This window comes from Acinetobacter sp. CY79 (genome assembly GCF_059515845.1).
Genome location: NZ_JCAKMY010000053.1, coordinates 1 through 11,041 on the forward strand (window position 1 = coordinate 1; position 11,041 = coordinate 11,041).

Genomic DNA, 11,041 nt, shown 5'->3' on the forward strand with positions numbered 1-11,041 from the left:
GGCTTTGTTGCACAAAGGTTTGAAAGGCAGAGCTACCCTAATTGAGTTAAATTTAAGAGACAACTTGGGTATGAGGGCGACCTAATTCTGTGAATTTATTCAAGACCGCTATGCGTGCATGAATCTCATTCACCTGACTAGGGAAACTTCTTGATGTTAATTTATCGCCTAATAATTTGATGCAATGCATCTTGGTTTCCACCAAACTTCGACAATGATAACCAGACCACTTTTTCCAAAGCGATCTTCCTAGCCGTTTGACTGTTTTCAATAACTCATTGCGTTCTATAGACCTCGCTTGTTGATCTTTCCAAGGTTTTGCATTCTTTCTCGGTGGAATGACCGCATATGCATCTCGATCTAAAATGAGTTGTCGGCAGTGCTTTGTGTCATAAGCACCATCTGTATAAACAGAATCAATTTGTTCATCCAAGGGAATTTGAGCAAGTAAATCTTCAAATACTTGAGAATCACTGACATCATTTGTGGTGAGTTGTACTGCACGTATTTGCAGGGTTTTAGCATCTATAGCAATGTGAAGCTTACGCCATTGGCGACGATATTCAGACCCATGTTTCTTGCATTTCCATTCACCTTCACCAAGAAACTTCAAGCCAGTAGAATCTACAAGTAGATGCAGCCCATTACTACTTTTTTGATAGCTAATCGCAATATCAATATGCTTCTGTCTACGACAAAGGGTGGAATAATCCGGAGCTGTCCAATCTAATCCACAAAGCTTAATCAGGCTTTGAACAAAACCTGTAACCATGCGTAAAGAGAGTCGAAATAGAGATTTGATCATTAAGCAGCATTGAATCGCTGTATCGGAATAGGTTTGATTTCGACCTTGCTTGCCTTGTGATTGTGCATACCACTGAGTCTTTGGATCAAACCAAATGGAAATATTGCCTCGATTAATTAAGGCTCGATTATAGGATGACCAATTGGTTGTATGGTAGATTTTAGCTGCAGGTTTATTCATTTTGAAATTATATTGCTGAATAAGCCTTACATGCTAGGTTTGTGCAACAAAGCCATATAAATCTAAAATAAAGATAATGAGAGAATGGCTTGAATACTCCTGCAATTAAAATCACCCCGCGTGCTGTTGATTTTAACTTTGATCAATCTTCAATACATTGGATTCCGAACGATCCATTTTCATCGCACACTTATAATGCGATAAATTTGCTTTTACCGGCAGGTGAATTCTGGTTTTGCCGTGTGTTCAATAAAGCGTTGAGTTCAATCACTGATCCAAAGTTAGCAGAAGACGTTCGTGCTTTTATTCGTCAAGAGGCCATTCATGCACGCGCGCATATTGTGGGTCAAAAGTTTATGCAAGCGAATGACTATGATTTAGAAAAAGGGTTAAAAACTGCTGAAACTATTTTTGGTCAACTTCTTGCTGATCGTCCATTTGATCTGTCCATATTTAATTATAAATGGGTTGAATCACATTGGTTGATCGCACGTGTAGGGATTATTGCTGCCATTGAGCATTTTACGGGGATTATTGGTCAATGGACTTTAGATGAAAGTGGTAATTGGGATAAGCATAATGCTGATCCAGAAATGAGTGATTTGTTTCGATGGCATTTAGCTGAAGAAGTTGAACATCGAAATGTCGCGTTTGACTTATTTCATCATTTGCTCCAAAACAAACTCGGTTTCTATATTTCTCGACAAGTGTTGATGGCTGGCGTATTTCCGATGTTCATCTATTTAATGGTGGATATCGTGAGAAGTCTCGCTCAACAAGACAGCTTGGAAGACATGCAGAAACTTGCAAAAGCCAATATATTCAAAATACTTTGGGAATTACAGCGTACAGGGCGTAAAACTGGAAATGTTCCGACATTTACCTTTTTAGCAAAGTCGGTTTTAAGATGGGTGTCGCCAAGTTATCATCCTGAAACAGAGGGCAATACTGCTCAAGCATTAGCTTATTTTGAAATTTCTCCAGCTGTCAATGCAGCCAAGATGAGACATTAATCGAATTTGTTCATCAGCGATTAGATCTAAGTCTAAGTATTGATACTTGTTTGGATCAAAATAGGCGAGTCAAAGAATGGATAAAGAAAAGGTCAGCGTATCCCCACGTACGCTGACCTTTTTCTAAGCTTTTATTGATTTTTCTTTTTCATGTTTTAGGAACTTGGGTCGCTGTATCCCAGTTCCTATTCTTATTATCGTTATAAATGAAAGTGTCCCCACGCACTTTCATTTTTCTTTCCTCTTTCATCATTATTCTTATTCCAGTTATTATTGTTTAACTGGTTTTGACTGCGTTATTGTTCATGTTCATCATGATCAATTTTAGTTTTCACTTTTCTTCTACTTTCCCTCAGGATGTTATTAAGTGATTACAGTCAAAACCTTTCCTATTTCATGCACATGCTTTAATGCAATGACCATACCGCATTTCCTAAAATTAAATATAAATCTCTTTAAGTGATAGCTATTTAATCAAATAAAGGTTTTATACATGCAAATAGCCTACGAACCAAACAAACTTAATGATTTAAACTTTTCCAATAACTGAACTTTCGTTTCGACATATTCGGGATGTGGAATAATGCACTCAATTGGACAAACATCCACACAAGTTTGGTGCTCGTAAAATCCTACGCATTCAGTGCAACGATTTACATCAATTTCATAGACTTTTTCGCCTTCAAAAATAGCTTGGTTGGGACATTCAGCGACACACATGTCGCAGTTAATGCATTTGTCAGTAATGAGCAAAGCCATTTTTTAATCCTAAACCGCTTGATAAGCCAAAGATGACGCTGAAATATCAGCAGTAGAATTTGGTAAGTTACGAATAAGCAAGGCGAAATTCATATCAACATCAGCGGGAACAGGAATTTCAACAATATGTCCTGAACCTTTGGCATCTTCAATCAGATTGCCTTTTTTGTCTTTGATCTCAGTTAATGTGAACGTAATATTTCCCGAAGTCGTCATGAGCTCTAAAGAATCACCGACCACAAAGCGGTTTTTCACATCAATTTTGATGTAATTACCATGACGTTCTAACACTTCACCACAGAAAATTTGATGATCAAAACTTGAGGAGCCGTGTTCATAGTTTTGATACTCGCTATGAACATGGCGACGTAAGAAACCTTCGGTATAACCACGGTTTGCTAAACCCTCTAACTGAGTCATCAGCGCTGGATCAAAACTTTTTCCTGCTAAAGCATCATCTATCGCTTTGCGGTAAATTTGTGCAGTACGGGCACAATAGAAATATGATTTTGTACGACCTTCAATTTTAAGCGAATGCACACCCGCTTTCGTTAAACGATCCACATGCTGTACAGCACGTAAATCTTTTGAGTTCATAAAATATGTACCGTGCTCATCTTCTTCAGCGGCAAACATATCTTCTTGATTGCGTTGTAATAAGACAGGCTGATCAAATTGATGCTGTTGTTGCATGTGCATTTCATCTGCATCTTTTGAGCAACAGTTTGATTCAATATTGTGAACAGGAATCACATCACCCGTTTCATCTTCTTTTGCATCTAAAACTTTGTATTCCCAACGGCATGCATTGGTGCAAGCACCTTGGTTGGCATCACGTTTATTCATGTAGCCTGAAAGCATGCAACGACCTGAATACGCCATGCACAGTGCGCCGTGCACAAACACTTCGATTTCCATGTCTGGAACTTGGTTTTTAATTTCTTCAATTTCATCAATGGAGAGTTCACGAGACAAGATGACACGCGTCAGTCCCATGTTTTTCCAAAATTTAACGGTTGCCCAATTCACCGCATTGGCTTGAACTGAAAGGTGAATGTCCATCTGCGGGAAATGTTCACGCACCATCATAATCAGACCTGGATCTGACATGATGAGCGCATCGGGTTGCATGGCAACAACGGGTTTTAAGTCTCGAATGAAATTTTTGAGTTTCGAGTTATGCGGTTGAATGTTGACCACCACATAGAATTTTTTACCTAAATCATGTGCTTCCTGAATGCCAATCGCTAAGTTGTCATGATCAAATTCATTGTTGCGAACACGTAAGCTATAACGCGGTTGTCCTGCGTACACGGCATCTGCACCATAGGCAAAGGCATAGCGCATATTTTTAAGCGAACCAGCAGGAGAGAGAAGCTCAGTGACATGTGAAATAGTCATTTCAGTAAAGGCTTAGAAAATTTATGGCTTTATTGTAGGGAACAAAAAAAATGATTCAACCTAGTAAATTAGTCGGTATTCGCATGATTTTTAAGCTTCAAGTCGCTTTAAAATTTCACAGTCCATAATTTGAGTGGATTGATTACATGAAGCGCGTAGTGACTCTAGTTGAGATTTGAAATTATTTAATTCCTTAATTTTTTCAGTAGTTTGCTGGATATGTAGATCAATCATATGATTCACTTCATGACAGCTTTGTTGAGGATTTTGTTCAAGTTCGATCAATCTTTCGATCTCATTTAAGCTTAAATCCAAAGCTCGACATCGTTTAATAAAAACAATTCGTTTGAGCATATTTTCATCATAGTAACGGTAATTGTTATCTCCACGAAAGCTCGGTTGGATTAATTTCCGTTTTTCGTAAAATCGAATAGTGTCGGTACTCAAGCCACTTAAATTAGCGAATTCGTTAATCAAAAAATATTTTTTCATGAGTGATTGACCTTGGACTTAATCCATAGTTTTGAATAAGACTAATACAAGCAAGATCATTTTAAAAGAGGTCAATTATGGCATGTACTTGTAGTCACGAACCTGCACCTCAAAAGCCAAATAGTCGATTTAGAACTGCACTTTGGATTGCCTTGTGGATCAACGTTGCCATGTTCTTTGTGGAGATGATTGGTGGAGCATATGCACACTCTTCAGCACTTTGGGCAGATGCTTTAGACTTTTTCGGCGATGCTGTGAACTATGGGGTTTCACTTGCCGTTTTAGGGGCAAGTTTATATTGGCGTGCAACTGTAGCTTTAATAAAAGGTATTGTGATGGCGACATTTGGTTTAGTCGTCATTGCTAAAGTCATTTATGCATATAGTCTTGGTATTCCACCTGAAGCGATTACGATGGGTGCAATTGGTGTCTTAGCTTTAGTGGCAAATGTCGTGTGTGCATTTTTTCTCTATGCTTTTAGAGATGGTGATTCAAACATGAAGTCTGTATGGCTGTGTAGTCGTAATGATGCCATAGGGAATATTGCTGTGATTTGTGCTGCCATTGGTGTATTTGGCACAGGCAGTATGTTACCTGATTTAATTGTTGCAACGATTATGGCCGTTTTAGGTTTAACGGGCGGATATCAGGTGATTAAACAATCATTGAAAGAGAGACAATCTGAGCGTGCAAAGCAAAATGTTGAGCAAACATGTGGTGAATCTAAATAATAATTATTATGGGAAGACTATCCTTTAGGATGATGTACATTATGCACTTAATTTAATAAAATTTAAAATAAGCTAAAGATTTTAAAAGATTTTATTTTTTAAATTATTGGGTGTTTGATGAAATTATTTAAAATTTTATCTGTGGGGGCGGTAATTATTTTATCGGGATGTTCCTCTATCGCAGTAACCTATGATGCTTCTGGTCAAGTTGTGGGTTCGTGTAAAGCGACACGGGGTTTATTCTCGACTGCAACAGCAACGTGTCATGGTCATAGCAATGGTGTTCAAGTTGATTATAACGTAGTGAATAGTGCGACAGGGCTACTTGAAACACCACCAGATGCATCTTTGATTTCGATTCGTTAGTTTTTATTTATTAGGGGAAAATATGAAAATTTCAGCTTTATTCACAGTATTAACAGCTATTATTTTAACTGGTTGCGCATCGACAGTTACAACCTATGATTCACATGGAAAAATGATTGGTTCATGTAAAGCTGAACGTGGTTTCGTGATTGGTGGTGGCGCAGGCTGTTCAGGTTCTGCAAATCAAGAAGGTCGTACTCGTTAATCTTAATTGATGTTTTTATAAAACCGAGCATGATTGCTCGGTTTTTTATTGGATTAAGTGTTAAATTAAAATAAACTCTAAGTTCAAAATAATTTATAAAAAATTGAGATTTTATGTTTAAAGTAAAAAGAAAAAGTCGTTTCATTTATATTTTGCTTGGATGCTGTATTTCATTGTCTACATTTGCTGATTCTGAACAAATTACACCAGCTAAAATAACAGGTAATTGGAAATGCACCGAGAGTATGGACTATATGGGTTATGATACTCAAACATTTATGGAGAGTATATTCTCAGAAAACCGTGAATATTCTGAGAGTTCAAAAATTATTTTCAAAAAAGATTCAGAAGTAGCTAACTTTACGGCTGTTTCAACTGCGCAATGGATTATTAAAGGTTCAATATTGTCAATTGAAGAAAATCAACTAAATACCTTTGAAACGGATAATCCATCTTTGAATGAAAAACTTAATATTCAAACTGCCCTTGCTGACCCTGATGCTATGGAGTTTGTAATCAAAAAATTAACTCCAACTGAAATGATTTTAAATTTAATTCTTTTTGATACTGAAATTGAAAATTTATCGAGAATATGTACAAGATAAAAAAACCGAGCTAATAAGCTCGGTTTTTTTAATAAATTAAATCTTATTTTTCAACGAATGCACGTTCAATCACGTAATCGCCTAGAACGCCCATTTTTGGAGATTCTTTCAGACCGTGTTGATCAAGTAATGCAGCAACATCGTCAAGGAATGCAGGTGAACCACAAAGCATTGCGCGGTCAGTTTCAGGGTTGAAACGTGGAAGACCAATCTTCTCGAACAAATCACCAGATTCAATCGCTGTTGTTACACGACCTTGAGTGTGGAAATCTTCACGAGTCACGGTTGGGTAATATACTAGTTTTTCTTTAGCGCCTAACTCACTGAAGAATTCGTGATTTGGAATTTCATTTTCGATTAAGTCTTGATACGCCAACTCAGAGACAAAACGCGTCCCGTGAACTACAATAATTTTTTCAAAGCGTTCATACGTTTCAGGATCACGAATCGTAGAAAGGAACGGTGCAAGACCCGTACCTGAAGAAAGAAGATACAAGTTTTTACCAGGATTTAAATCGTCTAGAACCAAAGTACCTGTTGGTTTCTTAGAAACTAAAATCTCGTCGCCTACTTTTACTTTTTGTAAGATCGATGTTAAAGGACCATCTGGAACTTTAATTGAGAAGAATTCAAGTTCTTCTTCATAGTTCGCGCTAGCGATGGAATACGCGCGCATTAAAGGCTTACCATTGACTTCAAGACCAATCATCACAAATTGACCATTTTTAAAACGTAGCGCAGTGTCACGAGTCGTTTTAAAACTGAATAACGTGTCATTCCAGTGGTGAACGTGAGTAATCTTTTCGACGTTGAAAGCAGCCATTAAAGGTCTCAATAAATTATCAAATTAGAACAGCTTACTATTCTAATCTAAAATCATTCTCGATAAACTGAATATATTTAATTGAACTTATCAGAAAAAGTGATTATGACTGAAGTAAAAATGCCAATAATCGGGTATACGAGATCTCCTTACCGTGAAAAGTTTGGAATTCCAAGGCAACCGAATTTGGTTCAAGTGGAATCCTTCATCGAAATGGTTGAGCCTTATAACGATTTATTGGCTTTTGAAGGGATTGATGAGTTCAGTCATCTTTGGCTGATTTGGCATTTTCATGAGAATAAAAATCTGCATGCTGAAAATAAATTCAGACCACAAGTTCGCCCACCGCGTTTGGGTGGGAATCAGAAAATAGGGGTGTTTGCGACACGTAGTATGTATCGACCATCACCGATGGGATTGTCTGTGGTTCAGCTCAAAGAGGTCAAAAAAGTCGGTAAATCTGTACGTGTCTATGTTACGGGGAGTGATTTGTTAGATGGTACGCCCATCTTAGACATTAAGCCTTATATTCACTACTCTGATGCTGTGATAGATGCTCAAAGTGGTTATGCACAGCAACAGCCAATTCGTAAAGAAGTGATATGGTCTGAAGAAGCGATCTTACAACAACAGTTACTCGTACAAATGAAGCAACTCAGTTTGCAAAATATTGCAGAACTTGAAGCGGTTCTATCATTTGACCCGCGTCCTGCCTATCAACATGATGAAGCAAGAGTCTATGGAATGTTATTTGCAAATTTGAATGTCAAATTCAGTGTAAGCGCTGAACATGTTCAAATTTTGGACATTGTATATACTCAGCTTTAACTGAAAATTTCTCTCAGTGACTAAGGTCAATATTCTTTAATTAATGAAGTTTATCATTTACGCGTAGAGTTAAGGTTTAGCGTATCACTAACTTCTTTGGCATAGTCACTTCACTTCACTTCACTTCACTTCACTACGCTATGACGATGTATTTGTTCAAAATCACCTTGGTTTAAAATATACATGTTGATCATAAGCATAGGTTTTTAACTTAGATTAATCTGATGACGGCTTAGAGTGAGGCATAGGATATTTGAACTTAAAGATATCTATGCAAATTGTAAGCGTCCGCTGAACCCCACTTTTCTTATTTGCTCAATATCCCGATAGTGTCCATTATTTATTAAATGGACATTATGTTTATGGCCTTAGACACTTTTATAGACACTGAACAAACGACAGAAAGAACCCGCAGAATCTTCGCAGCTGAGTTTAAACAGTACCTGGTCGAGCTTTGCCAGCAGCCAGATACGTCAGTAGCTAAGGTTGCAATGCAACATCAGATCAATGCCAATCTGCTGCATAAATGGATTCGCCAGTCCAGATCAATGCCCCCTGCATTAAAAAGCCCATCCAGTCCACAGACCGACTTTCTTCCCATCATTCTTCACCCGACTCCAGTCAGACAAGAAGCACCTCCGCCACCTGTGCCAGAGAAGAATGCTGTCGCTCATATCAGGATTCCATTGCATAAGGAACAAGGTTCCGCACGGGATCAGATGATCGAGATCGACTGGCCGGTGGAATCGGCAAAGGAATTACTGCCTTTAATTCAGGGCTTGATCAAATGATCCGTATCGATGAAATCTGGCTTGCTACCCAGCCGATGGATATGCGTGCAGGTATGGATACTGCCATGGCTCAGGTGCTGAGAGCATTTGGCTATATCAAACCACACTGCGCCTACCTGTTCTGTAATAAACGTGGCCATCGCATGAAAGTACTGGTGCATGATGGACTGGGCATCTGGCTGTGTGCCCGGCGGTTGGAACAGGGCAAATTTCACTGGGCTCAGGTTCACCAGGGTGAAACCGTGGCGATCAGCCCGGAACAGTTACAGGCGTTAATTCAGGGTCTGCCCTGGCAGAGAATCGGCTTACAGCAGGTGGTGAATATGCTCTAAACCAAGCTCATCCATTCTGCTATTCTCCAAACGTTTTATTTACACATATTCATGATCTCAGCCATACTGCGGTCATGAATACGCTGCCTGATTTAAGCCAACTGACCCATGAACAACTGCTGGAATTTACCCGGCAGTTGGCGCTGCAGCATCAACAACTCGCAGAAGATAAACAACAATTAGATGCCAAAGTTCAACATCTTGAAGTCACGAATCAACATCTTTCCATTCTTAATCAAAAATACGAGCATGAGCTTGCGCTATTTAAACAGCATAAATTCGGCAGTAAAAACGAACATCTAAGCGCAAAACAAATCCATCTATGGGACGAAGCGGTCGAAGAAGATATTGCTGCGGTTGATCTGGAACTGGAACGGCTGAATGCAGATAAAACCAATGCAGCTGCGCAGAAAGCCCCAGTCAACAAACCTAAACGTCGACCACTGCCAGATCACCTGCCAACCCTCCGTATTGAGCATGAACCTGCATCAACCCAATGTGCTTGTGGCTGCACCTTGCGTCGTATTGGCGAAGATATCAGTGAAAAACTGAATTTCAGACCGGCACAGTTCTATAAGGAACAGCATGTGCGTGGCAAATGGGTGTGTGATCAATGTGACACACTGACCCAACAAGCAATGCCGGCCTATGTGATTGAGAAAGGAATCGCTGCACCTGAACTGCTTAGCCATGTACTGGTGTCTAAATATGCCGATCATTTACCACTGTACCGTCAACGTCAAATCTTTCTACGCGCAGGTGTTGATCTGTCCAGATCAACCTTATCTGACTGGATAGGTCGCTGTGGTGTAGAGTTAGAAGGCCTAACCGATGCATTAAGGAAGGTGATCCTACAGCAAGCGGTGATTCATGCAGATGAAACACCTGTCACCATCATGCGGATGGATGATAAAGATAAAAAACCGAAGAAAGGTTATGTCTGGGCTTATGCAACAACTCAATATAATCCAATTCAAGCCGTGATTTATGACTTTCAGGATAGCCGTTCAGGTCAGCATGCTGAAGAGTTCCTGAAAGGCTGGCAGGGTCATCTGGTCTGTGATGATTACAGTGGCTACAAAGCACGCTTTAGATCAGGTCAGGTCATTGAGGTGGGCTGCATGGCGCATGCACGTCGTAAATTCCATGAGTTGCATGTGACTGGAAAAAGTCAGATTGCAGAACAGGCTTTGTTCTTGATTCAGAAGCTCTATGCGATAGAGGCTGAAATAAGAAAAAATACCGACGGTACAGCAGAACAACGCTATAAGTACCGGCAACAGTATAGTCAAGCTGTTATGCAGCAACTGTATGAATGGCTGACACAACATCAACTTGCAGTACCCTTAAGCTCTGCAACTGCTAAAGCCATCAATTACAGCCTAAAACGTTGGGAAGCCTTAAGCCGTTATCTGGATGATGGCAATCTACCTATTTGCAATAATTGGGCAGAGAATCAAATGCGGCCTTGGGCTTTGGGGCGTAAGAACTGGTTATTTGCAGGTTCGCTGCGCAGTGGTCAGCGAGCGGCAAATATCATGACTTTAATCCAGTCAGCAAAACTGAATGGGCTGGATCCGTATGCCTATTTAAGTGATGTGCTGAAAAGGTTGCCGACACATAAAGTGACTCAAATAGAAGAATTACTGCCACACCGCTGGAAACCTGAACCCCGTTAAAACATAGCAATGGGGTTCAGCGGATGTTTAC

The 11,041-nt window shown here is 39.5% G+C and carries 14 protein-coding genes; 9 read left to right on the forward strand and 5 right to left on the reverse strand.

Going from position 1 to position 11,041, the window contains the following annotated elements; translation table 11 throughout:
- Positions 1 to 52: 52 nt before the first annotated feature.
- The gene (locus AC5YCE_RS15015) at positions 53 to 985 is read right to left on the reverse strand and encodes an IS5 family transposase (RefSeq protein ID WP_496171020.1); all 933 of its coding nucleotides are present in this window, start codon (positions 983 to 985) and stop codon (positions 53 to 55) included.
- Between the two features lie 89 nt (positions 986 to 1,074).
- Between AC5YCE_RS15015 and AC5YCE_RS15020 the strand changes: the two genes are divergently transcribed.
- Positions 1,075 to 1,998, forward strand: coding sequence for a metal-dependent hydrolase (locus tag AC5YCE_RS15020; RefSeq protein WP_496126804.1), 924 nt, complete (start codon positions 1,075 to 1,077; stop codon positions 1,996 to 1,998).
- A gap of 504 nt (positions 1,999 to 2,502) precedes the next feature.
- Here the strand turns inward: AC5YCE_RS15020 and AC5YCE_RS15025 are convergent.
- From AC5YCE_RS15025 to AC5YCE_RS15035, 3 genes are all read right to left on the reverse strand, one after another.
- Positions 2,503 to 2,757, reverse strand: coding sequence for a YfhL family 4Fe-4S dicluster ferredoxin (locus AC5YCE_RS15025; protein ID WP_496172572.1), 255 nt, complete (start codon positions 2,755 to 2,757; stop codon positions 2,503 to 2,505).
- Positions 2,758 to 2,766: 9 nt separating this feature from the next.
- Positions 2,767 to 4,158, reverse strand: a complete 1,392-nt coding sequence (trhP, locus tag AC5YCE_RS15030) for a prephenate-dependent tRNA uridine(34) hydroxylase TrhP (protein WP_496172573.1) — start codon at positions 4,156 to 4,158, stop codon at positions 2,767 to 2,769.
- Between the two features lie 90 nt (positions 4,159 to 4,248).
- Complete coding sequence (locus AC5YCE_RS15035; RefSeq protein ID WP_496172574.1) at positions 4,249 to 4,650, reverse strand: MerR family DNA-binding protein; 402 nt, start codon at positions 4,648 to 4,650, stop codon at positions 4,249 to 4,251.
- Between the two features lie 77 nt (positions 4,651 to 4,727).
- Here AC5YCE_RS15035 and AC5YCE_RS15040 point away from each other — a divergent pair, with 77 nt between their 5' ends.
- The 4 genes from AC5YCE_RS15040 (at position 4,728) to AC5YCE_RS15055 (ending at position 6,557) form a co-directional block, all read left to right on the forward strand.
- Entirely contained in the window at positions 4,728 to 5,381 is a 654-nt protein-coding gene (locus AC5YCE_RS15040; RefSeq protein WP_496172575.1) for a cation efflux transmembrane domain-containing protein, read from the forward strand.
- A gap of 117 nt (positions 5,382 to 5,498) precedes the next feature.
- Positions 5,499 to 5,747 (forward strand): hypothetical protein, encoded by a 249-nt coding sequence (locus tag AC5YCE_RS15045; RefSeq protein WP_496172576.1) that lies wholly within the window; start codon positions 5,499 to 5,501, stop codon positions 5,745 to 5,747.
- Positions 5,748 to 5,769: 22 nt separating this feature from the next.
- On the forward strand, positions 5,770 to 5,952 hold the full coding sequence (locus tag AC5YCE_RS15050) for a hypothetical protein (protein WP_496172577.1): 183 nt from the start codon (positions 5,770 to 5,772) through the stop codon (positions 5,950 to 5,952).
- Between the two features lie 113 nt (positions 5,953 to 6,065).
- Positions 6,066 to 6,557, forward strand: a complete 492-nt coding sequence (locus AC5YCE_RS15055) for a hypothetical protein (RefSeq protein WP_496172578.1) — start codon at positions 6,066 to 6,068, stop codon at positions 6,555 to 6,557.
- 43 nt (positions 6,558 to 6,600) lie between these two features.
- Here the strand turns inward: AC5YCE_RS15055 and AC5YCE_RS15060 are convergent, their stop codons facing one another.
- A complete protein-coding gene (locus tag AC5YCE_RS15060) occupies positions 6,601 to 7,380 on the reverse strand; it encodes a ferredoxin--NADP reductase (RefSeq protein WP_496126810.1) in 780 nt (259 codons plus the stop codon).
- Positions 7,381 to 7,485: 105 nt separating this feature from the next.
- Between AC5YCE_RS15060 and tsaA the strand changes: the two genes are divergently transcribed.
- The 4 genes from tsaA (at position 7,486) to tnpC (ending at position 11,010) form a co-directional block, all read left to right on the forward strand.
- The gene (gene tsaA / locus AC5YCE_RS15065; RefSeq protein ID WP_496172579.1) at positions 7,486 to 8,208 is read left to right on the forward strand and encodes a tRNA (N6-threonylcarbamoyladenosine(37)-N6)-methyltransferase TrmO; all 723 of its coding nucleotides are present in this window, start codon (positions 7,486 to 7,488) and stop codon (positions 8,206 to 8,208) included.
- A 362-nt stretch (positions 8,209 to 8,570) separates the two neighbouring features.
- Complete coding sequence (locus AC5YCE_RS15070; RefSeq protein ID WP_496125720.1) at positions 8,571 to 8,999, forward strand: transposase; 429 nt, start codon at positions 8,571 to 8,573, stop codon at positions 8,997 to 8,999.
- Positions 8,996 to 9,331, forward strand: a complete 336-nt coding sequence (gene tnpB, locus AC5YCE_RS15075) for an IS66 family insertion sequence element accessory protein TnpB (RefSeq protein ID WP_496125721.1) — start codon at positions 8,996 to 8,998, stop codon at positions 9,329 to 9,331. Before AC5YCE_RS15070 ends, tnpB begins: the two co-directional genes overlap by 4 nt.
- Before the next feature lie 74 nt (positions 9,332 to 9,405).
- On the forward strand, positions 9,406 to 11,010 hold the full coding sequence (gene tnpC / locus AC5YCE_RS15080) for an IS66 family transposase (protein ID WP_496171426.1): 1,605 nt from the start codon (positions 9,406 to 9,408) through the stop codon (positions 11,008 to 11,010).
- Positions 11,011 to 11,041 lie beyond the last annotated feature (31 nt).

What these genes read in the sequence shown, in the direction of transcription:
- AC5YCE_RS15015 (WP_496171020.1), bottom strand. Translation starts at nt 985, where the DNA reads ATGAATAAACCTGCAGCTAAAATCTACCATACAACCAATTGGTCATCC.
- AC5YCE_RS15025 (WP_496172572.1), bottom strand. Translation starts at nt 2,757, where the DNA reads ATGGCTTTGCTCATTACTGACAAATGCATTAACTGCGACATGTGTGTC.
- trhP (WP_496172573.1), bottom strand. Translation starts at nt 4,158, where the DNA reads ATGACTATTTCACATGTCACTGAGCTTCTCTCTCCTGCTGGTTCGCTT.
- AC5YCE_RS15035 (WP_496172574.1), bottom strand. Translation starts at nt 4,650, where the DNA reads ATGAAAAAATATTTTTTGATTAACGAATTCGCTAATTTAAGTGGCTTG.
- AC5YCE_RS15040 (WP_496172575.1), top strand. Translation starts at nt 4,728, where the DNA reads ATGGCATGTACTTGTAGTCACGAACCTGCACCTCAAAAGCCAAATAGT.
- AC5YCE_RS15045 (WP_496172576.1), top strand. Translation starts at nt 5,499, where the DNA reads ATGAAATTATTTAAAATTTTATCTGTGGGGGCGGTAATTATTTTATCG.
- AC5YCE_RS15050 (WP_496172577.1), top strand. Translation starts at nt 5,770, where the DNA reads ATGAAAATTTCAGCTTTATTCACAGTATTAACAGCTATTATTTTAACT.
- AC5YCE_RS15055 (WP_496172578.1), top strand. Translation starts at nt 6,066, where the DNA reads ATGTTTAAAGTAAAAAGAAAAAGTCGTTTCATTTATATTTTGCTTGGA.
- AC5YCE_RS15060 (WP_496126810.1), bottom strand. Translation starts at nt 7,380, where the DNA reads ATGGCTGCTTTCAACGTCGAAAAGATTACTCACGTTCACCACTGGAAT.
- tsaA (WP_496172579.1), top strand. Translation starts at nt 7,486, where the DNA reads ATGACTGAAGTAAAAATGCCAATAATCGGGTATACGAGATCTCCTTAC.
- AC5YCE_RS15070 (WP_496125720.1), top strand. Translation starts at nt 8,571, where the DNA reads ATGGCCTTAGACACTTTTATAGACACTGAACAAACGACAGAAAGAACC.
- tnpB (WP_496125721.1), top strand. Translation starts at nt 8,996, where the DNA reads ATGATCCGTATCGATGAAATCTGGCTTGCTACCCAGCCGATGGATATG.
- tnpC (WP_496171426.1), top strand. Translation starts at nt 9,406, where the DNA reads ATGAATACGCTGCCTGATTTAAGCCAACTGACCCATGAACAACTGCTG.